The organism is Paenibacillus sp. FSL W8-0426 (assembly GCF_037969725.1).
Taxonomy (GTDB): Bacteria; Bacillota; Bacilli; order Paenibacillales; family Paenibacillaceae; genus Paenibacillus; species Paenibacillus hubeiensis.
Genome location: NZ_CP150203.1, coordinates 1,861,525 through 1,886,070, shown reverse-complemented (window position 1 = coordinate 1,886,070; position 24,546 = coordinate 1,861,525). Strand labels below are relative to the sequence as shown.

The 24,546-nt window shown below is 50.6% G+C and carries 22 protein-coding genes; 4 read left to right on the top strand and 18 right to left on the bottom strand.

The annotated features are described in order from the left end of the window. Nucleotides 1-375 precede the first annotated feature (375 nt). From MKY59_RS08665 to MKY59_RS08615, 11 genes are all read right to left on the bottom strand, one after another. Nucleotides 376-1,332: a 4-hydroxy-3-methylbut-2-enyl diphosphate reductase gene (locus MKY59_RS08665; protein WP_236415891.1), complete on the bottom strand. Its 957-nt coding sequence runs from the start codon at nt 1,330-1,332 to the stop codon at nt 376-378. Between the two features lie 67 nt (nt 1,333-1,399). Next, a complete protein-coding gene (locus tag MKY59_RS08660) occupies nt 1,400-2,860 on the bottom strand; it encodes a HAMP domain-containing sensor histidine kinase (protein ID WP_339277118.1) in 1,461 nt (486 codons plus the stop codon). A gap of 1 nt (nt 2,861) precedes the next feature. Then, nucleotides 2,862-3,551, bottom strand: a complete 690-nt coding sequence (locus MKY59_RS08655) for a response regulator transcription factor (RefSeq protein ID WP_236415894.1) — start codon at nt 3,549-3,551, stop codon at nt 2,862-2,864. A gap of 178 nt (nt 3,552-3,729) precedes the next feature. Beyond that, complete coding sequence (locus MKY59_RS08650; protein ID WP_339277116.1) at nt 3,730-5,361, bottom strand: trypsin-like peptidase domain-containing protein; 1,632 nt, start codon at nt 5,359-5,361, stop codon at nt 3,730-3,732. A gap of 140 nt (nt 5,362-5,501) precedes the next feature. Further along, nucleotides 5,502-6,164 carry a response regulator transcription factor gene (locus MKY59_RS08645; protein WP_236415896.1) on the bottom strand — a complete coding sequence of 221 codons (663 nt, stop codon included), beginning with the start codon at nt 6,162-6,164 and terminating at the stop codon, nt 5,502-5,504. Then, a complete protein-coding gene (locus tag MKY59_RS08640; protein WP_236415897.1) occupies nt 6,161-7,198 on the bottom strand; it encodes a sensor histidine kinase in 1,038 nt (345 codons plus the stop codon). Before MKY59_RS08640 ends, MKY59_RS08645 begins: the two co-directional genes overlap by 4 nt. A 6-nt stretch (nt 7,199-7,204) precedes the next feature. Further along, a complete protein-coding gene (gene liaF / locus MKY59_RS08635; RefSeq protein ID WP_339277114.1) occupies nt 7,205-8,236 on the bottom strand; it encodes a cell wall-active antibiotics response protein LiaF in 1,032 nt (343 codons plus the stop codon). 225 nt (nt 8,237-8,461) lie between these two features. Continuing rightward, complete coding sequence (locus tag MKY59_RS08630; protein ID WP_339277112.1) at nt 8,462-8,584, bottom strand: hypothetical protein; 123 nt, start codon at nt 8,582-8,584, stop codon at nt 8,462-8,464. A gap of 115 nt (nt 8,585-8,699) precedes the next feature. After that, nucleotides 8,700-9,236 carry a 3D domain-containing protein gene (locus tag MKY59_RS08625; RefSeq protein ID WP_236416314.1) on the bottom strand — a complete coding sequence of 179 codons (537 nt, stop codon included), beginning with the start codon at nt 9,234-9,236 and terminating at the stop codon, nt 8,700-8,702. A 448-nt stretch (nt 9,237-9,684) separates the two neighbouring features. Continuing rightward, nucleotides 9,685-11,622 (bottom strand): threonine--tRNA ligase, encoded by a 1,938-nt coding sequence (gene thrS, locus MKY59_RS08620; RefSeq protein ID WP_339277110.1) that lies wholly within the window; start codon nt 11,620-11,622, stop codon nt 9,685-9,687. A 429-nt stretch (nt 11,623-12,051) separates the two neighbouring features. After that, nucleotides 12,052-13,005, bottom strand: coding sequence for a putative sporulation protein YtxC (locus MKY59_RS08615; RefSeq protein WP_339277109.1), 954 nt, complete (start codon nt 13,003-13,005; stop codon nt 12,052-12,054). A gap of 170 nt (nt 13,006-13,175) precedes the next feature. Here MKY59_RS08615 and MKY59_RS08610 point away from each other — a divergent pair, with 170 nt between their 5' ends. From MKY59_RS08610 to MKY59_RS08595, 4 genes are all read left to right on the top strand, one after another. Beyond that, the gene (locus tag MKY59_RS08610) at nt 13,176-13,577 is read left to right on the top strand and encodes a hypothetical protein (RefSeq protein ID WP_236415905.1); all 402 of its coding nucleotides are present in this window, start codon (nt 13,176-13,178) and stop codon (nt 13,575-13,577) included. Between the two features lie 334 nt (nt 13,578-13,911). After that, a complete protein-coding gene (locus tag MKY59_RS08605; protein WP_236415906.1) occupies nt 13,912-14,406 on the top strand; it encodes a cation:proton antiporter regulatory subunit in 495 nt (164 codons plus the stop codon). 4 nt (nt 14,407-14,410) lie between these two features. Beyond that, complete coding sequence (locus MKY59_RS08600; protein WP_339277106.1) at nt 14,411-15,649, top strand: cation:proton antiporter; 1,239 nt, start codon at nt 14,411-14,413, stop codon at nt 15,647-15,649. Nucleotides 15,650-15,755: 106 nt separating this feature from the next. Next, a complete protein-coding gene (locus tag MKY59_RS08595) occupies nt 15,756-16,661 on the top strand; it encodes a YitT family protein (protein WP_339277104.1) in 906 nt (301 codons plus the stop codon). A gap of 359 nt (nt 16,662-17,020) precedes the next feature. Here MKY59_RS08595 and MKY59_RS08590 read toward each other — a convergent pair whose 3' ends face one another. From MKY59_RS08590 to metA, 7 genes are all read right to left on the bottom strand, one after another. Further along, nucleotides 17,021-18,034: a zinc-binding alcohol dehydrogenase family protein gene (locus MKY59_RS08590; RefSeq protein ID WP_339277103.1), complete on the bottom strand. Its 1,014-nt coding sequence runs from the start codon at nt 18,032-18,034 to the stop codon at nt 17,021-17,023. Further along, entirely contained in the window at nt 18,031-18,996 is a 966-nt protein-coding gene (locus MKY59_RS08585) for an aldo/keto reductase (RefSeq protein WP_339277101.1), read from the bottom strand. The genes MKY59_RS08590 and MKY59_RS08585 overlap by 4 nt, the downstream gene beginning before the upstream one ends. Nucleotides 18,997-19,234: 238 nt before the next feature. Next, nucleotides 19,235-20,374 (bottom strand): cyclic dehypoxanthinyl futalosine synthase, encoded by a 1,140-nt coding sequence (gene mqnC, locus MKY59_RS08580; protein WP_236415914.1) that lies wholly within the window; start codon nt 20,372-20,374, stop codon nt 19,235-19,237. 342 nt (nt 20,375-20,716) lie between these two features. Next, the gene (locus MKY59_RS08575) at nt 20,717-21,106 is read right to left on the bottom strand and encodes a nuclear transport factor 2 family protein (RefSeq protein ID WP_236415916.1); all 390 of its coding nucleotides are present in this window, start codon (nt 21,104-21,106) and stop codon (nt 20,717-20,719) included. Between the two features lie 5 nt (nt 21,107-21,111). Continuing rightward, nucleotides 21,112-22,290: an aminotransferase class I/II-fold pyridoxal phosphate-dependent enzyme gene (locus MKY59_RS08570; protein WP_339277100.1), complete on the bottom strand. Its 1,179-nt coding sequence runs from the start codon at nt 22,288-22,290 to the stop codon at nt 21,112-21,114. Then, nucleotides 22,283-23,470, bottom strand: coding sequence for a PLP-dependent transferase (locus MKY59_RS08565; protein ID WP_339277097.1), 1,188 nt, complete (start codon nt 23,468-23,470; stop codon nt 22,283-22,285). The genes MKY59_RS08570 and MKY59_RS08565 overlap by 8 nt, the downstream gene beginning before the upstream one ends. A gap of 24 nt (nt 23,471-23,494) precedes the next feature. Further along, entirely contained in the window at nt 23,495-24,412 is a 918-nt protein-coding gene (metA, locus tag MKY59_RS08560; RefSeq protein ID WP_236415923.1) for a homoserine O-succinyltransferase, read from the bottom strand. Nucleotides 24,413-24,546: the final 134 nt, after the last annotated feature.

Sequence of the window (24,546 nt, the reverse complement as noted above, 5' to 3'; positions counted from 1 at the left end):
TTGTTCGCTTTTAAGCTTTTTAGCTTTTATCCGTTAAAGTGAATATACCATGTTTTTTCCTTATCGTCAAACCTTTTCGTACCACAAACACCTCCATCTATTCTGGTATACAGACTTTCTGTGCAAAGCAGCATGCTCCAATTTAATATTTTCTTCATCTGGTACATCACCCTATCAATGTCGCTATATATATGTAGAAAAGTTTCGTTGCTCTGCTTTCCCCCTTGGAAAATGTCTTGCATGCCGCTTCAACGTTTTAACTGCATTTTTCAATCATACTTCATATGGAATGTATGTCTATAACCTCAAAAAAGCCGGCCTCTCAGATCTCAGATCTGAAAAGCCGGCTTCATTCAACCGAATGCATTTACCCCATTATGAATGGTTGCGCGCCTTCTCGCGCACAGGGGGAAGCAGCTTGCTCATGTTCACCGTCCGCTTGATTTCCCACGTTTCCGGTTTGTCGTGTTCGTACTGCTCGAGGTAAGCGATGACTTCTTTCGTAATCGGCGTCGGCGTCGACGCGCCGGAAGTTACCGCCACTTTGGCCACGTCTTGCAGCCATTCCTGCTTGATTTCGGTCACGTCGCCGACGCGGTAAGCGCGAACGCCCGCAATCTCTTCCGACACCTGTGCCAGTCGATTGGAGTTGTTGCTGCGCGGGTCGCCAACCACAATAACCAAATCCGCCTGACCGGCCTGCTCTGCCACGGCTTCCTGACGGACCTGGGTCGCGAGACAGATTTCATTGTGGATCTCGGCACCCGGATACTTCTCCAAAAGCCGGCTCATAATGTGCTTAATGTCCCACTGGCTCATCGTGGTCTGATTGGTAATCAATATTTTGCCTGCCGGCACGTCAAGTTCGGCGATCTCTTCTTCCTTTTCGATCAGATGAACCTTGTCTGGCGCAACGCCGATCGCTCCTTCAGGCTCAGGATGGTTCTTTTTGCCGATGTAAATGATCTCGTATCCCTCGGCCGTTTTTTCCCGAATAAGATCATGGGTTTTCGTCACGTCCGGACAGGTCGCGTCAACGGTGGTCAAACCTTTCTCCCGCGCCAGTTTGCGTACTTCAGGCGATACGCCATGAGCCGTAAATATAACCGTTCCGCTCTCCACCTGGCTTAAGATTTCCATTCGATTCGGACCGTCCAGCGTTATGATGCCTTCATCCTCAAAGGAATCCGTTACATGTTGATTGTGCACGATCATGCCCAATATATATATAGGCCGGGGCAAATCAAGGTTGCGCGCTGCCTGGCGTGCCAACACCATCGCATCCACAACCCCGTAGCAATACCCCCGCGGCGAAATTCGCAATACTTCCACTTGGTTGCCACCCGCTTTCTTTTTTGGCATTGCTGCCAATGGTTTTGCAGTCTACTCCATTATACCTTTATTCAATAGGTGGAGCAAAGACTACCGGCAGCCAGATTATAAAGGTCGTTCCTTCGCCGCGTCTCGTCACCACTTCCACAGAACCATGGTGTTCCTCGATGATCCATTTCGCGATGGACAGGCCGAGGCCGATGCCAGGTGTTGCCCCGCGCGACTCGTCCGCGCGATAGAAGCGATCAAAGATGTGAGGCACTTCATCCCGTTCCATGCCAATCCCCGTATCGCTGACTCGCAGTCCCACCTGCCCCTTGTACAAAATGGCATCCATCGTCACCGATCCGTCCGGTGTATACTTGAATGCATTTTCAATAAAAATAAACAGCATTTGCTGTAAATAATCCTTGTTGCCGTTCACGTAGATGCCGTTCAGGATGGAGAAATCCCCCGGATGCCACTCTGCCTGCCTATCGAGGAATTGGGATCTGCGCGCCACTTCCTGCACCAGAATCTGCAGCGGAATCGGCTGCAGCTCGATTTTTTGGCCGGTATCCGCCCTGGCCAGGGACAACATGTCGCTGATCAGCCTGCTCATGCGCTTGCCTTCGTCGGCCATGTCATCAATGGCTTCCAAAGACATTTGCTTGATCGTGTCCTCGTCAAGGTTGGATCGCTCCAAACTTTCCTCGTCCCATAGCTTTTTAAGGAAATCCACATTGCCCCTGATCGTCGTCAGCGGCGTGCGCAGCTCATGCGAAGCATCCGACACGAACCGCCGCTGTGCCGCATTCGTCTCCTCCAGTCCGCGGAAAGACTGCTCCGTGCGCTCCAGCATATTATTTACCGTCTCGATGAGGCGACCGATCTCATCCTTCGGCCCCGAATACTGGATGCGGACGCTCAGGTCATCTCCCGACTGAATCTGATTGGCGGCGTCGACCACGTTGACTAGTGGGCGCATCGACTTGCGCGCCAAGATCAGCCCGGACGTAATCGCCAGAGCCATCGCGACAAGCCAGCCGAAAATAAGAATGTTGAGCAAGGCCTCAAGCAATCTTTCCTGAGAGCTCACGTTGGCGCCAACCTGCAATGTGCCTCTGATCTCATTGGTTCCCTGAAGGGACAAGGGCTGTTGATTCACCAGAAATGGCGTTCCGTTAACGTATACTTTGGATATGCCGCGTTCTTTCAAAATTTCGCTTGTACTCAGCACGCGAAACTGGATGCCGAGTTTCTCCATATTGCCGGATATTTTCCCGGATCGGCTCTGATAATCCCACAGCTGGATGTATATTTGCGCTTCCTGAAGCTGACTTTCCGTAAATGGATCCAGATCCAGCGACTGGGACAGCGGGTTTACGCCGATTTGTTCCGTAATTCGGGCACTCTTTACCTTTAATTGCTGTTCCACTTCCTGATAGGAATTGAAATATACGAATGCATAGATGACAACTCCCCAGAAGATCAATACCGCAGCCAGGATGCCTGAATACCAAGCGGTTAATTTTAACCGGATGGACATGTCAGGAGTCACCTCGCAAAATATAACCCGCTCCACGGATCGTTTGGATCAAACGTTTGCCTCCATGTTCTTCCGTTTTCTGCCTGAGCATGGCAATGTAAACCTCAAGCACGTTGGATTCGCCGCTGTAGTCGTAGCCCCATATTTTATCCATGATCAGATCGCGCGACAGCACCCTTTTCGGATTTTGCATGAACAGGTTCAGCAATTCGAACTCTTTGGCGGTAAGCTCAAGCCGTTTGCCGTCGCGAAGCACTTCACGCGAATCATTGTCCAGAATAAGATCTTCATACGTCAGCCGGTTGTCCGCTGCATCGGCGATATCCGATCTGCGACGCAACAAGGCGCGTACTCGCGCGAGCAGTTCCTCCAAAGCGAATGGTTTTACGAGATAATCATCCGCGCCGGTATCGAGTCCGGTCACCCGGCTTTGCACCTCATCTTTTGCCGTCAGCATCAAAATGGGTACCTTGCTTCCTGCCGCACGCAGCCTGCGACATACTTCAAATCCGTCGATCTGCGGCATCATGACGTCCAGCACGACAACGTCCGGTTCCTTATCCATCAATTTGTTCAACCCTTCGGCGCCATTGGACGCCGTCTGCACTTCATACCCTTCGAATGCCAGTCCCCGCCGGAGCATGGACACGATTTTTTCGTCGTCATCCACAATCAGTATCGTTGATCGCATGGTCTTTCCCCTTTATCTTGACGTTTTTATAGTTGTATTTCCATTGTAGCAGGCTGTCACCCCGTCTGCATCTTTATGCCCGGCTGCCTTTGGTTCGGACAAAAAAACGGAAGGGCATTCAAGCCCTCCCGTTCGTCCCGAGCCTCGAATCCAAACATTTCGTTCCTTCAGGCTGCCGTTATTGTTGCTCGGTCGTTTGTGTTGTATCGTAATCGTTTTTGTTGCCGACTTTCACTTTGATGTCCATTTTTTTGCCATCACGCACCACATTTAATGTGATTTCATTGCCAATCTTTTGCGTTTTGATGAAATCGATCAAATCTTGGCTCGTGCTGTAAGCTGTGCCATTCGCACCTGTAATGATATCGTACGGACGCAGGTCCGCTTGATAAGCAGGGGATTGGTAGATCGTGCTGGCCACGACGGAACCTTCGGTAATGTCCGTGCCCATTTGTTTTGCCACTTCAGGAGTCAAAGCCATAAGAGAAGCGCCGATGAACGGAACCGGCTCCTTTGGAACCTCTTTGTTTTCTTTCAGGTATTTGACGGCTTCCGAAATGACGCTGGACGGAATGGCAAAGCCGATCCCTTGTGCATCTGCGCTGACCGCAACGTTCATCCCGATGACTTCCCCATTCAGGTTAAGCAATGGGCCGCCGGAGTTACCAGGGTTGATCGAAGCATCGGTTTGCAGCAAGTGGCTGTATTCACGCGTTTTGCCGGTATCTTCGTCCGGAATGCTGATTGTACGTTCTTTCGCACTCAATACACCTGCAGTAACCGTGTGTTCAAAGCCTTCCGGGTTACCGATGGCAACCAGCCATTCGCCGACTTGAGTGCTGTTGGAATCCCCAAGGGGAGCTACAGGGAAATCGTCGTCCCCGCTATTTTTCTCGATTTTCAACACGGCAAGGTCAAGATCGAAGCTGCTGCCGAGCAGTTTTGCTTCATATGGCTTGCTGTTGTTCTCCAGCGTTACCTGAATGACGTCAGCGCCCTGTACCACGTGTTGGTTGGTGAGGATATAGCCCGCTTTATCGAAAATAAATCCCGAACCGATGCCGAGCGGAGTCAGCTGGTTGGTGCTTTGCTGCTGCTGCTGTTGGCTTTGGCCGCCATTCATACCGCCTTGGCCCCCGAAGAAGTATTGATACAACGGGTCGCTCAAAGTCGATCCGCCCTGACTGCTGCGCGTAGATTGTTTGGCCAGCGTTTCGATTTTGACTACCGCAGGACTTGTGTTGCTGACAACGGTGGATACATCCGTTTTGCCGGTCGGCAGCAGCGATGCCGTCACGTTGTTGCTGTTTCCCGAATTCGTTGGCGTTGTCTCGCTGGTGCTTTCAGTCTGCGTGCTGGTCAGCGCCTCTTGCGGCGTAAACATATTTGTACGATCTGCGGTGTACATCAGCACCGTAATAACGAGCATGCCGGCAATAAAGGAAAACAAGAGCGAACGGATCGAAGAACGACGAGGTTTGCCGCTGCCTCCGTTATTGTTGAAATTCCAATTCCCATTGCCGTTGCCGCCATTCCCGTCGTTGCCTCCGTTCCCTTGGCTGCGAGGAGGTTCGGATGGCCCTGCACTGTAGAATGCGGGTACAGCCTTCACCGGCTCGGGTCTTGTAATCTCAACCGTTCCTTCTTCACGATGATTCGAAGACGATGTATCATTTTGGTTCACGGACTGGAAAGGTCCATAAGAGTAATAATATGAGGAGTCTTCCGTTCCGGATGTATTGCGATTGTCCGCCTGATTAGGTTCGTTTTGTCCATCTTGGCGGTTAGGTCTGTAAGTACGTTCATCCATGCCATTCTACCTCCCAATCTCCTGTTTGCAAGAGATATTCTTTAACTGTCCTTATTTTGTACTTTAAACCTTAACTGTACCTTAAAAACAATTAAAAAGGAGATAAAACCGCATCACGACTGCATTTTTCGCGGTTTATGTCATTGAGGCGGCTTTACCCATCCTTGTCGATAGGCATAAATGGCCAATTGGGTGCGGTCATCCATCTCGCATTTCATCAGCAGATTGCTCACATGGGTTTTGACCGTTTTGATGCTGATATGTAGTTCCTCACCGATATCCTTGTTGCTTTTTCCCTCGGCAATAAGCAGAAGGACCTCTTTCTCCCGTTCCGTAAGTCCGGATTCGTTCTCCCTTGCCGTGCGCTGCCGAATGCCCCTTGTCAACGCCTGGGACACATCTCCCGTCATGACAGGCATGCCGCGATGGGCGCCTTGAAGCGCATAAATCAGCTCCTCCGCCGATACGGTCTTGAGTACGTAACTTACCGCGCCTGCCTCAATCGCCTGCACGACCAAATCATCTTCGAGAAAGCTCGTTAACATGACGATTTTCATACCCGGAAATTCGGACATAACCGCCTGCGTAGCTTCTGCTCCATTCATAATCGGCATCATAAGATCCATCAGGATCAGATCAGGCAGTTCCTCTTTGCCCAATCGACGCAGCTGATCCAGCGCATCCTGGCCATTTCCCGCTTCGGCCACGACATGAAAGGCAGGCTCCAGCATCAAATACGTCTTGAGCCCCATGCGAACCATGTCATGATCGTCCACAATCATAATGTTGACTTTACCGCTCATACCGTTTCCCCCTCAAACTTGTCCTGGAATCTCGGGATGAACACGCGCACCGTCGTTCCCGCTCCCGGTTTGGAAATAATCTGAACCTGTCCCCCCAGTTTCTCGGCCCGTTCCCGCATCGTCGACAGCCCATAAGAACCAGGGCGGTCGGTTTGCTGCAAAAAACCCTGCCCATCATCGCTGACGCTGACGCTGATCTGATGCTCGCTTTCCCTGATCGAAAGACTGACCATGCAAGCTTCGGCATGCTTTACCACGTTGGCCACAGCTTCCTGAATAATGAGAAATAGCTGGTGCTCAATGGCCTCGGACACTCCGCCATCCAGTTCCAGCTCTTTGACGCCCCTAAGGCCATTTTGCCTGCAATAATCGGGAAACCAGCTATCCAGCGCTTCGGCAAGATTACGTCCTTCCAGTTCAACCGGACGGAGCTGGGCGATCAATCCCCGCATCTGACGCTGGGCGACATGCGACATTTGGATAAGCTGGGCAAGCACATTGCGGCCATGCTCCGGATTGATTTCCAGCAGTTTAGGCAGGGAAGAAGCCGACATGTGGATCGCGAACAACTGCTGGCTGACCGTATCGTGCAGATCTCTCGCCATCCGCCTGCGCTCTTCCAGGACCGCGTGTTCGGACGCCTTTTCCTTCTCGATCACCTCGTGTTCTCCAAGACGTTGAAGCAGCCTCATCTTTTTCTCGATGGACTCCATCATAACGTTGAATTCTTCATATACGCGGCCAAAAGAAGAATCTTCCGTCTCCGGCATGCGAACGGCCAGATTCCCCTTGGACACTTTGAGCATGTTGAGATCCAGCAGATCGATCTTGCGCTGCAGCCGCAGTGCCGCGATGTATCCGGTAATCATCGTAGCCAGTACGACGATTGCGGCATACGTCCATGCACGGTGACGGCCGGCCTCGGCCAGCACATCGCCGTACATTAGATAGAAGCCCCCCAGCGTAATCAGCCCGGTCAGGACAAAGTACATCATAAGCTCCCATTTATTCGCCTTTAGAATTGTTCGAAGCATTTTATCTTACCCCACCTTGTTTACTTTGACGTCGCCAATAAATACGCTGACTACGATGCGAACTTTTTTGCCGGCTTCGCGGTAATGCGGAGTTTCTGTCTGTGCGCTGCTCAAAAATCCGCCCCGCTTCTGATTCAGCAAACTCATGTCGCCAATAAACGAGTTGGTGGTTACCGTGATCCCCAGGTCCATGTCGGCCGGCACAAACACCTTGACGTCTCCAATAAAGGAAGAGATGTTAATTTTGGTTTCACCGTAAGGGATTTGGGCTTTGGTAAGATCAATGACCGTGTCTCCAATGAATGTCGAGATATTCATCGGCTTCAATTGGAAGACGTCCTGTCCGAGATGAAGGTCCCCGATGAACGTGGATTTATTGATGTTTCTGCCGTCGCCGTAATCTTCATAGCCGTAGCCGTGCTGCCCATGTTTCCCATGTTGGCCGTCTTCGTAACCTTTGGAATCGTGGGAGAATTGTTTCCAGGATTGCTGTTCCCCGGAATGGTGTGAACCATGTGGCCTTGAGGCGTTACCCTGCACTCCGCTTGTTTCTCCGCCATTCGGTTTGCCGAACGTTTTTTCGAATTGCTCGTCAAACGTGGAAGGCATCTCCAATTCTTCCGGAGTAAGCGGCTTGTAGGTTTCGGATGCCTCAGGCGGAGGGGACTGCATTTGGTCTTTATGCTTGCGGTCTCTTCGGCGTGGCCCGATCAAAACAAACAATCCTCCGCCAATCAGCATGACGGGAATGAGGTACCGGATAAACTCACCCATGGAATAGTCGATCCAATCCAGATTACGCGCAAGGAAGTACCCGCCTATGGCAAGCACGATGACCGGTCCGATCGCCGCGTAACCTCCGTTTCGCCGGATTTCGGTTAGGCCCTTGAATCCCCACCAAATCAAAAATATCGGCCAGTATGTTCTAAACACGTATCCGATGTCAATATCGTAACCCATTTGTTTGAGCAGAATGACCAGACCGACCGCGATCAACGGTATGCCAATCCACCAACGGTCCCGCATAGAATGTTTCATCGCTCATTTCTCCTTCTTCATTGATTCTGTAACCAGTTTAACGCAGACAAGGAGTCATGAACAGCGGCGGCAGATGGAACCCAACTCCGTCTCGAGACCGATGTGAATGGGTATTTATGTAAAAAAATAAATAAAACAACACCCTGGAGCACATCAGCTCCAGGGCGTTGATCGTTACTTGATTACTTTTCGTTAAGGCCTTGGTCTTCTACGGCAAACTCGGAGTTAAATGTTTTCCTGCACTTTGTTTTGCGCAGCCTTTTGCACTTTTCCTTTTACGTTTTCTTGACCAAATTCTGCATTGAACTTCTGGTTAGGAGTTTGACCTGTTTGGAAATTTTTTGGCACGATGAATGCACCTCACTTTTAGTATTTGGGATTCAAGCACGATATGCACAAACGCTCTTGTCCCCAGAAGTATTATGTGTAGAGTCCTTTGCCGTTATTCATCGTCCAAATCACCCTAGATGGCCTTGTCTAACCAAGAATCCGGAATGCTTCGATACACATTGATTGTTTTTGTCAGCTCATCCAGCATTTTTTCGGTACACTTTCCGTTTCCTTGTTTGATGACCTGCACTTCAACGTCTTTTTTGCCCCATTCCTTATATACCTGTTTGATGGTCGGGAAATAAAGATCGATTTTGTTGCCCTTGATGGCTGAACCCGTATCGGCAACGATTCCGTAGCCATACCCAGGAATGTATAGAATGGAGCCCATGGGGAACAATTTCGGATCTGCAGCGATCGTGGATACTGTTTCCTTGTCCCGCCGCACCTTTACTCCCGAATACGTTATCCCGTACTGCGGATGTTTGGGTCCTTTGCCCGTGGATTCTACGCCTGCCGTATAACCGGTTGCCGTTACTTTATGTGTATCCAGTATTTGTTCGGATCGCGGAGCCAACACAGGTATGGATGATTCATCGCCGTTCTTGGCCAGTTTCCCTGCATTGGAATCGTTCACATTCGAGGACCACAGCAAGGATAATACTCCCATCGTCGTCACCCGAGCATGGTCATTGGTGATGAGTCGTTGTGCATAATGGCTGCTTATGCCTGCAGAAACGAGATGCGGAGGGTTCATATGCTCGACAAATCGTTCGCCATTATCCTCTTCGAACGTGTAAGCTAACGCCTGTCTTCCCTCTATAAACATCAGTACAACAAAGATGACACTGCACATAAACAGAAATGGTACTGTTCGGATTGAACTTGTTTTGAACATGGACATGGATATAACCTCCCCCTTACTGCAAAGGTTTTCCAAAATGCCCTGTTGTTATACCAATCCCAATAACTCTAAAATCGATATCCATCAAAAAAGACCCGCACCCAGCACGCGGCCATAACCGCATACTGAATGACGGATCTTCCAATCACGGGCTGCTTATCATCGATCGCCTTTCCCGAGTTAGTTTAGATTTCAGTGTAGAACGTGTAGAATGTCACACCCGTTTTGAAGCAATCTCTTCTTTCAATTGAGCCACGATTTCATCCAAAGGCTTCATGCCTAAATCGCCTTCGCCCCGTTTACGCACGGATACACCTTCGGCATTGCGCTCGTTCTCTCCGACAACGAACATATATGGAAGTTTCTCCAATTGGGCTTCGCGAATTTTATAACCCAGCTTTTCGTTGCGAAGATCGGCTTCGGCGGAAATGCCTGCACGTTTCAGCTTGGCCTCCACTTCGCGGGCATAGTCGTCGAAATGGGTGGATACCGGAATAACTTTAGCCTGTACCGGAGAGAGCCAGAGCGGCAGTGCGCCCGCAAAGTTCTCCAGCAGGAATGCCGTGAAACGTTCCATCGTACTGATTACGCCGCGATGAATAACGACTGGGCGGTGTTTCTGTCCATCATCTCCGACATATTCCAGTTCGAAGCGTTCAGGGAGAAGGAAATCGAGCTGTACAGTGGACAGCGTTTCTTCCTTGCCCAGAGCGGTTTTGATCTGAACGTCCAGCTTCGGACCGTAGAATGCCGCTTCGCCTTCGGCTTCATAGAACGGCAGGTTAAGCTCTTCTACGACTTCACGCAGCATACGCTGGGACATTTCCCACATTTCGTCGTTTTGGAAATACTTTTCCGTATCCTGCGGATCGCGGTACGAGAGACGGAAACGGTACTCGTCAATGCCGAAATCTTTATAAACCGTCTGAATCAGTTCGATCACGCGTGCAAATTCTTCTTTGATCTGGTCCGGACGGCAGAAAATATGGGAATCGTTCAGCGTCATTGCACGCACGCGATGCAGTCCTGTCAGTGCACCGGACATTTCGTAACGATGCATCATGCCCAGTTCGGCAATGCGGATCGGAAGGTCGCGATAGCTGTGCATGCTGGACTTGTACACCATCATATGGTGAGGACAGTTCATTGGGCGGAGCACGAGCTCTTCGTTATCCATTTCCATTTTCGGGAACATGTCCTCTTGATAATGCTCCCAGTGACCGGACGTTTTGTACAATTCCACGTTACCCAGAACCGGTGTGTAGACATGCTGGTATCCCAGGCTTTCCTCCAGGTCCACGATGTAACGCTCCAGTGTACGGCGAAGCTTCGCCCCGTTCGGCAGCCAGATCGGCAAGCCTTGACCCACGAGTTGGGAGAAGGTGAAGATTTCCAGTTCCTTGCCCAGCTTGCGGTGATCCCGCTTGCGGGCTTCTTCCAGCAGGCGCAGGTGCTCGTCCAGTTGTGCCTTTTTCACAAAAGCCGTTCCGTAGATGCGCTGCAGCATTTTGTTTTTGCTGTCTCCGCGCCAGTAAGCCCCGGCAACGTTCATCAGTTTAAACACTTTGATTTTGCCTGTGGAAGGCACGTGCGGACCACGGCAAAGGTCAAAGAACTCTCCTTGCTCATAAATCGTAATTACGCTGTCTTCGGGCAGGTCACGGATCAGTTCCAGCTTGTACGGATCGCCCACCTCTTCAAAGGTGCGGATCGCTTCTTCGCGGCTAACTTCTTTACGAACGATCGGCAGGTTTTCGCCAACAATGCGTTCCATTTCCTTCTCGATCTTTTGCAAATCTTCCGGGTTAAGCGGATGTTCCAAATCCATGTCGTAATAAAATCCGTCTTCGATAACAGGTCCCACGCCGAGATGAACCTCTTTGCTTCCGTACAAGCGTTTAACGGCTTGAGCGAGCAAGTGTGCGGTACTATGGCGCATCACTTCAAGTCCTTCGGGAGTATCCTGGGTCACGATTTCGACCAAAGCTCCTTCATGAAGCGGTGTGGACAAGTCTACCACGATGCCATCCAATTTGCCGGCTACCGCATTTTTGCGCAATCCGCTGCTAATCGAAGCTGCTACGTCCTCAATGTTGCTTCCTTCGGCATATTCGCGGACGGAGCCGTCCGGAAGTTTAATGTTTACTGTCATTGGTCTCATTCCTCCTATGAATGTTAGAGCTGTGTCCTCACGGAGACGGACTGAAATCTATGCGGTTCCCGCCATTTCGGCAAAAACGCAAAAAACACCCGTCCCGGTCAAGGGACGAGTGTGATCTTACTCGTGGTTCCACCCTAATTCGGCTGCCTTTCACAAAACTTATGGCATGCAGCCCTCATTGGCATGTCGATAACGGGCATGACCCGGCAAATCCTTACTCGCGACGAATGCCTGTCGTCGGATGCACAGGCTTAGCCGTTTTCAAAACTGCAGCTACAAAGGGGTAAACCAAACGTGGCTTTCGGAGGAAATTTCAGCCTTGTTTCCCCTCTCTGCACCAACCTTGCGCATGGCTCATGTCTTTGTCAACGCTTTTATTATAGATTGAATCGTATGGCCATGAAGTGAAGACTTCATGAATCAACAGTTATTATAATTGCCAAGATCACTTGCGTCAAGACCTGTCATCAGTCCCGTCCGGAGCACCTCGCACTCGGGGCACTGGTGGCAGATCTGAACCTTGTCCTCAAAAATGTTGCGGATCGTTGAAATAATAGGGAGATCCGGGGTGCGTGTGTGCAGCAGCACTTTTTCGGGAGAGATGGAGATCAAGGTGCTGACAATCATGTCCTCAATGTCCATTTCCAGCTCCAGTCCCGGCATTTCGACGACAACCTGCTCGTCTTTTTGAACAGGCAGCGGATTGAACGAAGCATCGAACACGCGGAACTCATGCGAGCCTTTGTGCACAAGATGTACCAGCGGCACCTTCGCTTCCTGGAAAAATACAAAGTATTTAAGCAGCCCCATAAACTCCTCGTACTGGCGATCCATCCAGAACTCGTCAATGGCGTATTCCACCAGCTCCTGAAGCTCCTGTCTATACTGCTTTATACGGAAACGGATGATGCCTTCCAGCGAAAAAAAATGGACCTCCTCCAGATCCTTTCGCAAACCGCCGGCCAATGTATTTCGTCTCCGTTCCCTCATTCCCTGCTGCCCCATCACATGTTGATCAAGGAGCGGCATGAAAATCCGTTTAACCTTTTCGATCTCGTCTTGTTCCATCACCGAGCAGGCTTTGGAGATCAGGCGTTCCGCGATGGATCGTTCCTGGGTTTCCATAATGAAATCCGCCAAGCCGAATGCCAGCACTTCGCTGATTTTGGGCAGCCATTGCTGAAAATCGGTATGCTTTTCATTGCCTCTGCATACCCAGACGGCTCTCCCGTTCTTATGTTTGAACGTGAGCCGAAAACCTCTTTTGCTTATATGTAATCCTTTGGTTTTCTCTTTGACGCACCGGTAAAAACGTTCAGCCTCATCCGCTCCGGACACCTCTGTCCATACATTGAACAATTCCACGTCGCTCACTCCTTTCCATCCTGTTCAAAGTATATGGCAAGGCCAACAGGGATATACGAAGCGGATTGATGGAAAGGGTGTCATGATTTCTCAACATCGATAATCCGGTTTGGAGAAAAGACAAAAATGTGTTATTATTTTTATAACAGTATGTTTCACGGAAAAGGAGGGAAGCCAAGATGAGAACATATTCGGAATTGCTGAGATGCCTCATGATCGTTATTTTGTGCGTATTTCAGGGCTTGTGCTTCCCTATTCCCATGCAGTCGGAATCTGCTGTAGGTGTGTCTGTGGATGCAACCTCCAACAAGGAGGCGGCGCTTCAAATTACGGAGTCCCAGCAAAAGCCTTTAATTCGCAAATATCCGCAAATCATGTCCAAGCTGCTGGCGGTTACGCATAGCAGGCCTGTGTTTCTTGTGGTCAACTTATTGTTGCTGCTGCGAATTCCCGCTCCCCGTCTGCCCTTTAAACCGTTGATTTATCTGTTTAAACGCAGATTATTTCTGCTGCCCATCAAATTCACGAGTTTGTTTGTGTCATCCCCTTCCTTTGCACCAAAGTACGCGAATGCGCTCTAATTGTGACGCAATCCGTATTTTAGGCTGCCTTGCATAGAGTCGCCTCTGCCCTCTTGGCACGACGGTGCGCTTGTGCATAACTTAATACCCATTATGCAAACGTTAATGATTGGATTGTTCGATAGCATCGTCTTATTTGAGCTGTAATTGTTGTACCTTGCTCACCCAAATTACGACAAAGGCTGTGTAGTTGAAAGTCACGGCTCTGTTTACCTGTCTGAGCATGGCGTATTTTCACGTCCTCAATCCCCCGTTCCTCGGTGGACTATCATCGGATTTTCGGGTAATCGCCTGACTTTCGACCGGCCTTCAATATTAAGGAGGCATTTAACGAATGGATGTACGTGAAACGGATTTGCCGGGAATCGGCCGAAAATTTCAGATTGAAACGAGCAGCGGAGACAAAATCGTTGTCATTATCCATGATGACGGAAGACGGGAAATGTATCATTTCGAATACGACGACCCTGATCAAAGCATCTCCATGATTACGCTCGATGATCATGAAGCAAGACAAATTGCCGCCATTGTAGGCGGATTGACCTACAAACCGAAGCAGCTCGAAAACATTGAAGTCACTTTCGATGACCTGATCATCGAATGGTATAAAATCGAATCCTCTTTTGGCTGCATCGGCAAATCCATCGGAGAACTGGATGTGCGTCAGAACTCCGGGGCAACAGTCATTGCCGTTGTAGAGAAAAATCACAAAAAACATATCAGCCCCGGTCCGGAGGTCGTGATCACGGCAGAATCCACGGTTGTTGCCGTTGGCGAACGCAACCAGCAGAAGCTGTTCAAGTCTCTCCTTCTGACCGGAAGGGGGTGACCGCATGGACCATTTGGTATTTGAAATCGGTTTGGCCCTTGTGCTCATCGCGGCTGCGGGCCTGATCTCGGCAAAACTGCGCTTTTCGGTCGTTCCGTTCTATATCTTGATCGGGATGGCCGTCGGCCCCCATGCGATGAAAATCTGGCATTTGGATTTTCGTTTTATCGAAAGCCAACCCTTCATCGACTTTATGGGACGAATCGGGATTCTGTTCCTGCTCTTCTATCTCGGATTGGAATTCTCGGTCGGGAGGTTGATCAAATCCGGCCGTTCCATCGCGGTCGGTGGTTCGATCTATATCGCCATCAACTTTACGCTAGGTTTGGTACTCGGTTTTGCTGCGCAATTTCCGGTAGCGGAAGCGCTCGTTATCGCTGGAATCACGACCATCTCCTCCAGTGCCATCGTGGCCAAAGTGCTGGTTGACCTTAAACGGACGGCAAACCCGGAAACGGAAATGATTCTTGGCATTATTATGTTCGAGGATGTGTTCCTCGCCGTATATATTTCCATCCTGTCCGGACTGGTGCTCAGCGACTCGTCTTCCATCGGAGGCGTGCTCCTGTCCGCTCTTGTCGCACTTGGTTTCATGCTTATCGTCATCATACTGGGGCGCAAGGCGACGCCATTGCTGAACAAAGCTCTCAAAATCCGTTCCAACGAGCTATTCTCGCTTGTCGTTTTCGGTGCATTGTTCCTGGTTGCCGGATTCTCCGAAACCATTCACGTTGCGGAAGCCATCGGTGCCTTGCTCGTTGGTCTGGTACTGGCGGAAACGGAGCATGCGAAACGCATTGAACACTTGATTCTGCCATTCCGCGACTTCTTCGGCGCCATCTTTTTCTTCAGCTTCGGTCTGTCTATCGATCCGTTGGCCTTGGGCGGGGAAGCGGTATGGCTTGCCTTGATCGCGGTCGTCGTTACCTTATTCGGCAACTTCCTGGCAGGCATGCTGGCAGGACGAAGCGCCGGACTTTCACCGAAAGCTTCCGCCAATATCGGACTGACTATTGTCTCACGCGGTGAGTTTTCTATCATCATGGCCAACATGGGTAAAGCAGGCGGACTACTGCCGATTCTGCAGCCTTTCGCGGCACTGTACGTTCTGATTCTGGCTATACTCGGGCCGTTGTTGACCAAAGAATCCAAGCACGTCTTCCGATTGCTGGACAAAATATTCAAGTTCAAGAACCCTCGTAAAAAGAAAGAAGAAACCAAGGTGCTTCAGGAAGAAGGCTGATGTCTTCTGACCCAGGCAATCCCTTGAAACCAATCGCGGCTCATTCGCCGTTCTTTCTGTAACCCACCCGGGGAGAAGGGCTCGCAGCCGCAAAGGAGGATGACGCATGAAAGCACCTCTGATCTCGGCTAATCCGGCGCAATCGCCCGCCAAGACCCGAACGAAGCCTACGCATCGTCTGCTTAACCTGCTTTTGGTGGTCGTTGGCGGCATTCTGGCCTCCGTGGGCCTTGAATTGTTCTTACATCCGAACAAAATCATTATCGGCGGAATCACGGGCCTGTCCTCGCTATTCGCTCACTGGACAGAGATGCGAATCGGTTTGTTCCTGTTTTTGTTTAATGTACCTTTTATTTTTCTGTCCTATCGGATCGTTCAAAAAAAGTTCGTATTGGTCAGCGTTCTCGGGCTGGTTGTCTTTTCGATCGGCGCCCTCGTGCTTTATCCAATGCCGCCACTGGTAGAGCATCCTCTGGCTGCAGCCATCTTCGGCGGTCTGTGCCTTGGACTAGGCATCGGACTTGTAGTAAGGTATGGCGGAACGCTGGATACGCTGGAAATCGGTGATCCGTCCTCCCGTCCGCGGGAACGCCTGTTTAGCGGGAAGCGGATGCTGGTTGAAAAAATAATTATGCTGATCAACTTGTTGATTCTGACGGCAGCCGGTGTTGTATTCGGCTGGGATCAAGCGATGTATTCCGTGATTGCCTACCTGATTGCGTACGAGATGGTGTATATTGCTTTTCGGGGATTTACGTCGAAGCGCAAGTTGTATATATTGACCTCCAAAAGCGATCAGGTGCAGGCCGCGCTGCGCAAACGACTGCGTCGTGAACCTGGAATACCGTTTGCAGCTGCAGACACAACGCAACCCGCTAACGCGGATGGCTGGATTCAGCAAATTCCCGGCACGCTCTATTATGAAATCCACGTTCTGGAAATGATCTGGCTCAAATCGGTCGTGCGGCATATCGATCCGCATGCCGGCATCGTTACCCACCCTGAAAAATAACCAGGGGATTCAAATAAAAACTCTCTCTGATCTGTGTGTGGCATGCTTCCGCACCAGATCAGAGAGAGTTTTTTGTTGTTATAGAAATTGCATTAATCATTCACACTAGGCCACTACGAGTGCAGTACCATCTTCCGATCGCTGTTATCCCCAGATTATTTTGAATCTCCTTTTCTAAGGAGTAATCCGGTGATAAGCCTATGCTTCCGATGCAGCTTTCTTTCAGAAAGCTTTTAAGCGAACGCTTCGCTTCTTCAGATTGGTTCTGCCTCTTCGTTAACGTGTGTATATTTTTTGCCGTTTGTTTATATATTTATTTCGCAGCACACGTCCGCCAAATTCCCGGTCGGCACATTTCTTTACAGTTCAACAACGGCTTTTACGGCCTGCGTTTCAGGGAGCAGCAGCCGATTCATGAAATCAGGCAATTCCTCGAAGCGTGCCCTGTGGGTAATGAAGCCGTCCATATTCAACGTTTTCCCGCGCAATACAGCCATCACACGTTCAAAGTCCTCACGCGTGGCGTTGCGGCTTCCCAGCACTTCCATCTCGCGTTTGTGAAATTCGGGATCATGCAAAACAATGTCCGCCTTCACCAAACCTACATAAATCAATTGCCCACCATGAGCAACATAACGAATCGCTTCATTCATCGATTGCACGTTTCCGGTGGCGTCAAAAACGGGGGTTGCAAAATCCCCTGAGGTTAAATCGGCAATCCGGACTGCTGCGTCGTCCGCTGCAATAACAAGTTCATCCGCCCCGGCCCAGGTCCGGCCGAGTTCCAGCCTGTTCGCATTTCGGTCGACAGCAATGACCCTCGCTCCTGCCTGCTTCGCAAATGCCATAACGCCCAGACCGATCGGTCCGGCTCCGATGACCACGACCTGATCTCCAGGTTGTATGGCCGACCTTCTGACTGCATGCGCGCCAATGCTGAGTGGTTCGATCATGGCCGTTTCGTCCAGGGTCAGGCCGTTTGCCTTGACCAGGTGTGACACGGGAACGGCAATTTGCTCGCGCATCCCGCCATCCACATGCACGCCCATCACCTGCATGGAAACACAACAGTTGGTTTTGCCTCTTCGGCACGCGATGCATTGACCGCAGTGAAGATAAGGAATGATGCTAACCTGATCTCCCGGCTGCAAACCGGCTTCATTGTTTCCGATTTGATCAATTACGCCTGCCAATTCATGCCCCAAAATACGCGGGTAAGTAAAAAAAGGCTGATTTCCTTTATACGCATGAAGATCGGTGCCGCAAATGCCTATTCTGCGAATCGATACCAGCGCTTCTTGATCACCCATGACTGGCTCGTCCACATGCCGATGGGCCAGACGGTTAATCTCTTCGCATACGATCGCTCTCATTTCGGTTCCCCCTTGGCTGTCTGCTGCCTTTTTTCGTTATATTCGGGCCGTCCGCTCGTCCAGGTGACATTATGGATCGGAGCCAAAATGCGGAGCACCTCGTTCAGCAATTCCTCATCCATAGGCTCCTCGATCCAGGCCACGTTGTTGCGAATGTTCCGCTCATTTGCACTGCTCACCAGCGTGGTCGGAATTCGTTCGTGGGCTGTGGCAAACTGAACGGCCAGCTTGGCGATATCGCTCCCCTGTTCCATGCAGAAGCGGGCTGCGTCCAGACATGCCTGCTTCACCTCGTCATCCGCAGGATGCCAAGCAGGCGTTCCTCTCGTGCTTAACAATCCCATCGAAAGAGGAGAGGCGTTGACCAGGCCCACGCCTTCTTTGTCCAGAAGCGGCAGTAAGGACAATAAAGAATTGTCGTTCAGCGCATAATGGCAATAGGAGATGATGGCATCCACCTCAAGCCGAGGCAGCATGTATTCGAACAGCTGCAGGGGCAAGCCGCAAATGCCCGCATATCGGATAATGCCTTGTTCTTTCAGCTGCAACAGCGTCGGAAACGCTTCCTCAATGATGATGTCGGCCGGAACGAATTCGATATCATGCAAAAAGAGGATATCGATATACTCCGTATGGAGCCGCGCCAAACTTTCCTGCACGCTGTCCAATATGCGTTGGCGGGAGAAATCAAATGCGTTTTCACCGTAACGTCCTGCTTTGGTAGAGAGCGTATACGAACTGCGCGGGAGCGACTTAAGCGCCTCGCCGAGCACCGTTTCCGCTTTGGTCAACCCATAATAAGGGGAAACATCGATATAATTCATTCCTGCGTCCACCGCCGCATGCACGGTCCGTATGCCTTCGCTGCGATCAATATCCCGAAATACCGAACCCAGGGAGGATGCACCAAAACTGAGCACGGGCACCTTCAGGCCTGTATTGCCCAACACTCTTTGTTTCATAAGGAAGCCCACTCCTTTCATGATGATGTATACTTCTTCCGTTCTGAATGCCCTTTCATTTTATCAGCTTAAAATGATTATAAAATAGCGTTCAACGTGCAATATGTACTCTTTTTTGATCTTTTTCTGAGCTTTGTTCGATTATATTTTTTGTAGGTCATGATCATCCTGAAAAAACCCGCCCCTTCTCTTGAAGAGAAAAAGGCGGGCCGGAAGATATTATAATGACGTTTACATCCTAGTTTTGCATCACGAAATCATGCTCTACCGCATTCTGTTCTTCGTCGAACATGCGCAGGATTTCATATTTGGTATTACGCTGTGCCGGAATATAGCCGGATTCGCGAATCAGCTGCAAAATGGAGCCAATGTTGACCTTATATGTCGCACCTGCGGCAGAAACGACGTTTTCTTCAATCATCGTGCTGCCGAAATCGTTACATCCGAATTCCAGCGATTTTTTGCCGATTTCCGGTCCCATCGTTACCCAGGAGGACTGGATATTTTTGATGTTGTCGAGCACGAGGCGGCTGATCGCGACCGTTTTCAAGTACTCTTCCGGCGTTTGGCGTTCCAGCTTCAGATTTGTGTTATCCGGCTGGAAGGTCCATGGAATAAAGGCCAGAAAACCTTCGGAATCATAGTTGTTCGCGATGCATTCATCCTGTGCTTCGCGGACGCGCATCAAGTGCAGCGCACGCTCTTCCATCGTTTCGCCCAACCCGATCACCATCGTTGCGGTTGTGTTCATGCCGATGCGGTGAGCCGTCTGCATGACGTCCATCCAATCCCGCCAGGAACCTTTCAGGCGGCTGATTTTGCGGCGAGTCCGATCATCGAGGATTTCCGCTCCGCCGCCAGGCAAGGAATCCAGTCCGGCAGCATGAATCTCCCGCATAACCTCTTCCAATGTCAGGCCGTCCGACACTTCGACCATTTTGCGGATTTCAGCCGGCGAGAAGGAGTGCATCGTAATTTCAGGGAAACGCTCCTTGATCGCTTTGAGCAAATTGGTGTAATAGCTGAATGGCAGATTGGGGTTGGTGCCGCCCTGCATCAAAATTTCGGTGCCGTTAACGTCAACGGTTTCCTGAATTTTCTGGAAAATCACCTCATCCGGAAGCACATAGCCTTCATCCGAACCCGGCCGGCGATAGAAAGCACAAAAACGGCAGTAGACGTCGCACACGTTGGTGTAGTTGACGTTACGCCCAATGACGAAAGTTCTGTAAGGCTCGGGATGCATGCGTTTCATGATAACATTGGCAGCAGCCCCGATTTTGTCGATCTCGTTCGATTCAAACAGCTGAATCGTGTCTTCCAGATCCAAACGTTCGCCCCGAAGGGCTTTATCTAGGATACGGTCTACCGTACTCATTGTGAAAAGCCTCCCTCATGAAGAGAAATATGATCACGATCCGTCCCGACTTGTTCAATGGCATTTTGCAGCAGGCCAACCTGCATATCGATCATTGGATGCAATTGCAAAATGCGTTTCATATATAGGCAAGTTCTGGTGGCAACATCGCAGTTCGTTAATGCTCTATCTATCGTAACACAGGTTACATGTGAAAAAAAGCACCTTATGAATAAGGTGCTTTAAAAATAAGTAAAAATATGAATATTCAAAAGACGCGATAATGGCAGCGATGCTTGAGCCCTGAAATTGCCTGAAACAGTTGGAATACTTCCCCAAAGAGCATCGTATTCCGAGGTTCCGTTACCCAGGAATGCTGCTTAAATGTTCGTGGATCAGTTTCCAGCCTAGTTCCGTATCTTTAATGAAGACATTGGTTGCCCGTCCACTGCCCTTGACCAATTTCCCCTGCAAATATCCTTCATATTTATATTGGTAAACGCAGGTCGCCGTATTCCCGTCAACGGCAATCCATTGGACATCTGCTGCAGAGTAGACCTCTTCCTTGATCATATCCCAGGCATGTTCAAAATAAGCCTGGATCTCTTCTGGCGATGTACACGTTTTATCCGAGAACCAATAAACCGCATTGGGGTGCAGCAGCTGTCTAACATTTTGGAAATCATGCGTATTCGTTGCTTCGATATAACGCTCCAATGCTTGGATATAATCCTCTGCCTCGATAAATCCCAATAAACTTACCCCCGTAATGCCTGATCCAGATCTGTAATCAGGTCTTCGATATCCTCAAGCCCGACGGAGAACCGGAGCAATCCGTCCGTAATGCCGCGATCACGCCGTACTTCGGCAGGCATGGCGGCATGCGACATCATCGCAGGATAGGACAGGATGCTTTCGACCGCTCCGAGACTCACGGCAACAATTGGAAGTTTCACGCGGTTCAATACGGCTTTGGCACGCTCACCGGACCCTACGTCAAAGGATACAACGGCTCCATATCCGGTCGATTGACGCTCATGCACTTCGCGGCCGGGATGCTCCTGCAGCCCTGGATAGAAGACGGCCTCGATGTCACTGCGTCCGCTGAGCCATGCGGCCAGTTTGGCCGTGCTCTGTTCGCTGTGCGCCATGCGTGCGCCCAGCGTTTTCATCCCACGCATGAGCAGCCACGATTCCTGTACGCCAAGAACGGTTCCCAGACCGTTTTGCAGCTGCTTCAACTGACGTCCCAGCGAATCCGTACGCGCAACGGCAAGACCTGCCAGCACGTCACTGTGTCCCCCCAGAAACTTGGTCGCACTGTGCACCACGATATCAACGCCAAGCTCGATCGGGCGCTGGTAATAAGGTGTCATAAACGTGTTGTCCAAAATGCTGATCAGGTTGTTTTCCTGAGCCCATGAAGCTACCGCGCCGATGTCGGTAATTTTCAGCGTCGGGTTGGACGGTGTTTCAATATATACTGCTTTGGTGTTTGGCTTGATTGCCGCCTTCACCTCGCCGAGGTTCGTCATGTCCACGAATGTCGTCTCAATGTTCATCCGGTTCAAAATGGACGTCAGCAGGCGGTAAGTGCCGCCGTATACGTCTTCCGTCACGATGACATGGTCCCCGGCAGAAAACATCATAAACACGCTGGAGATCGCCGCCATGCCCGATGAATAGGCAAAGCCTCGTACGCCGCCTTCCAGCAGCGCAATATAATCTTCCAGCGCCTGGCGTGTCGGGTTGCCCGAACGGGAGTAGTCATGCTGCGGCGGATTGTGAATATCGAAATGATGGAACGTCGAAGCCTGATAAATCGGCACGCTGGATGCGCCGGTGGCCTTGTCCACCTCATCGCCGAAATGGAGCAATTTGGTATCGAATTTCAGCCGGCTTGCCTGTTCGTTCCCGTTATGATTCTGCTCACTCATGGCTTTCCCCTCCTTCAACTTCGCGCTGCGCTGCCTCAAGCGCACCGCCCAGGTCGGCAATCAGGTCATCCACATGCTCGATGCCGACCGAGAAGCGAAGCAAACGGTCATCCACGCCGACGGCGTCGCGGATTTCAAGCGGGATGTCGGCATGTGTCTGCACGGTAGGATACGTCATCAACGATTCGACCCCGCCCAGGCTTTCGGCAAAAGCGATCAGCTTGATATGGCGCAGGACTGGCTCTACATAACGGGCATCCTTAACCTTGAAGGAGAAAATCCCCGTGTTACCGCTGGACTGTTTGTTTTGCAGCTCATGGCCTGGATGATCCGACAGACCGGGATGGAACACTTCGGCCACTGCGGGATGCTCCAGCAAATACTTCGCAATCGTCAACGCGTTGTGCTCATGGCGTTCCATGCGGAGAGCCAGCGTTTTCATCCCTCTCATCAACTGGTAAGAATCGCTCGGGGACAACACGGCACCGATGGAGTTATGCAGGAATGCCATTTCGGCAGACAATTGCTCGCCTTTCGTTACGATCAGACCGGCAAGCACGTCATTGTGACCGCCCAAATATTTGGTCGCGCTGTGGATGACGATGTCGGCTCCAAGCTCAATCGGACGTTGGAAGAACGGCGTCAAGAGCGTATTATCGACGATGGTCAACAGACCATGGCTTTTCGCCCAAGCACTAACGGCCTCTATATCTGTGATCATCATCAGCGGGTTTGTCGGTGTTTCAATGAATACCGCCTTTGTATTCGGTTTGCGCACTTCTTCAAGCGCCGCGAGGTCAGTGGTATCTACATAGCTGGCTGTTACGCCGAACCGGGATAAAATCCGTTCCAGCAGGCGATACGTTCCGCCATACAGGTCCAGCGACACGATTAGGTGATCCCCCTGTCCGAACAGGGAGAAGATCGTTTGCAGGGCAGCCATGCCCGAACTACACGCAAACCCGGCATCGCCGGATTCCAATGCAGCTGCTGCTTCCTCCAACACTTTGCGGGTCGGATTGGTCGTGCGGATATAATCGAACCCGGTGCTCTGCCCCAGCTTTGGATGGCGGAACGCCGTTGATTGATAGATCGGAAAATTCACCGCGCCCGTGACCGGTTCATTGACGGACCCGATTTGGGCCAGTCGACTTTCAATTTTCAGCTTGTTATCTTCCATTGCTGCATCCTCCTGTTATCACAATTAAATTTGCGGACCAATATCGTAAGGGGTTTCCTGATACACATAGTAATTGAGCCAATTAGAGAATAATAAGTTTGCATGCGCCCGCCAGGTTGCCGGAGGAACACGGGAAGGGTCGTCATTCGGGAAGTAATGTTTCGGCGGATCGATGTTCAATCCTTTGGCCACATCACGATCATATTCCCATTTCAGCGAAAGAGGATCGTATTCGGCATGGCCTGTCACGAAAATTTGCTTGCCGTCCTTGGTGGCTACCAGGAACACGCCTGCCTCCTCCGACTCGGACAAAATTTCGAGATTGTCGTTTTTCAAAATGTCTTCGCGCCGTACTTCCGTATGGCGGGAATGCGGGATGTTGAACACTTCGTCAAATCCGCGCAGGAGCGGAACATGGGATTTGTTCACCGTGTGCGGGAAAACGCCGAAGCATTTTTCGGCCAGCGGAATTTTCGGCACGTCAAAATGATGATACAAACCCGCCTGCGAAGCCCAACATATATGCATGGTCGACGTAACGTTGGTTTTGGTCCATTCGAAAATCTCCTGGATTTCCTTCCAATAGTTCACGTCTTCGAAATCCATCTGTTCCACTGGGGCGCCGGTAATGATCATGCCGTCGAAACGGCGATGCTCAATCTCGTCAAACGTTTTGTAGAACAGGTTGAGATATTCCTGAGACGTGTTTTTGGAGGTATGGGATTTCGGATGCACCAGCACGATGTCCACCTGAATCGGCGTATTCCCCACAAGGCGGAGCAATTGGGTTTCCGTTGTTTCTTTGGTCGGCATCAGGTTTAAAATAGCAATGCGCAATGGGCGAATATCCTGCTTGTAAGCAGACGATTCATCCATTACGAAAATGTTCTCTCCCGCAAGCACTTCCTTTGCGGGCAAGGCATCTGGTATTTTGATCGGCATGGTGTGTAACTCCTCCTTAAGCATAGATAGATGCAGGCTTAGCTGCCAAGAGCTGGTCTCCGAGCGCAGACGCAATGTCCACATGCAGCCCTTGTCGTCTACGGGACAGCCTTAAATTGCTTAGCGAAAATCAG

What these genes read in the sequence shown, in the direction of transcription:
- MKY59_RS08660 (WP_339277118.1), bottom strand. Translation starts at nt 2,860, where the DNA reads ATGTCCATCCGGTTAAAATTAACCGCTTGGTATTCAGGCATCCTGGCT.
- MKY59_RS08655 (WP_236415894.1), bottom strand. Translation starts at nt 3,551, where the DNA reads ATGCGATCAACGATACTGATTGTGGATGACGACGAAAAAATCGTGTCC.
- MKY59_RS08650 (WP_339277116.1), bottom strand. Translation starts at nt 5,361, where the DNA reads ATGGATGAACGTACTTACAGACCTAACCGCCAAGATGGACAAAACGAA.
- MKY59_RS08645 (WP_236415896.1), bottom strand. Translation starts at nt 6,164, where the DNA reads ATGAGCGGTAAAGTCAACATTATGATTGTGGACGATCATGACATGGTT.
- MKY59_RS08640 (WP_236415897.1), bottom strand. Translation starts at nt 7,198, where the DNA reads ATGCTTCGAACAATTCTAAAGGCGAATAAATGGGAGCTTATGATGTAC.
- liaF (WP_339277114.1), bottom strand. Translation starts at nt 8,236, where the DNA reads ATGAAACATTCTATGCGGGACCGTTGGTGGATTGGCATACCGTTGATC.
- MKY59_RS08625 (WP_236416314.1), bottom strand. Translation starts at nt 9,236, where the DNA reads ATGGGAGTATTATCCTTGCTGTGGTCCTCGAATGTGAACGATTCCAAT.
- thrS (WP_339277110.1), bottom strand. Translation starts at nt 11,622, where the DNA reads ATGACAGTAAACATTAAACTTCCGGACGGCTCCGTCCGCGAATATGCC.
- MKY59_RS08610 (WP_236415905.1), top strand. Translation starts at nt 13,176, where the DNA reads ATGAGAACATATTCGGAATTGCTGAGATGCCTCATGATCGTTATTTTG.
- MKY59_RS08605 (WP_236415906.1), top strand. Translation starts at nt 13,912, where the DNA reads ATGGATGTACGTGAAACGGATTTGCCGGGAATCGGCCGAAAATTTCAG.
- MKY59_RS08600 (WP_339277106.1), top strand. Translation starts at nt 14,411, where the DNA reads ATGGACCATTTGGTATTTGAAATCGGTTTGGCCCTTGTGCTCATCGCG.
- MKY59_RS08595 (WP_339277104.1), top strand. Translation starts at nt 15,756, where the DNA reads ATGAAAGCACCTCTGATCTCGGCTAATCCGGCGCAATCGCCCGCCAAG.
- MKY59_RS08590 (WP_339277103.1), bottom strand. Translation starts at nt 18,034, where the DNA reads ATGAGAGCGATCGTATGCGAAGAGATTAACCGTCTGGCCCATCGGCAT.
- MKY59_RS08585 (WP_339277101.1), bottom strand. Translation starts at nt 18,996, where the DNA reads ATGAAACAAAGAGTGTTGGGCAATACAGGCCTGAAGGTGCCCGTGCTC.
- mqnC (WP_236415914.1), bottom strand. Translation starts at nt 20,374, where the DNA reads ATGAGTACGGTAGACCGTATCCTAGATAAAGCCCTTCGGGGCGAACGT.
- MKY59_RS08570 (WP_339277100.1), bottom strand. Translation starts at nt 22,290, where the DNA reads ATGAGTGAGCAGAATCATAACGGGAACGAACAGGCAAGCCGGCTGAAA.
- MKY59_RS08565 (WP_339277097.1), bottom strand. Translation starts at nt 23,470, where the DNA reads ATGGAAGATAACAAGCTGAAAATTGAAAGTCGACTGGCCCAAATCGGG.
- metA (WP_236415923.1), bottom strand. Translation starts at nt 24,412, where the DNA reads ATGCCGATCAAAATACCAGATGCCTTGCCCGCAAAGGAAGTGCTTGCG.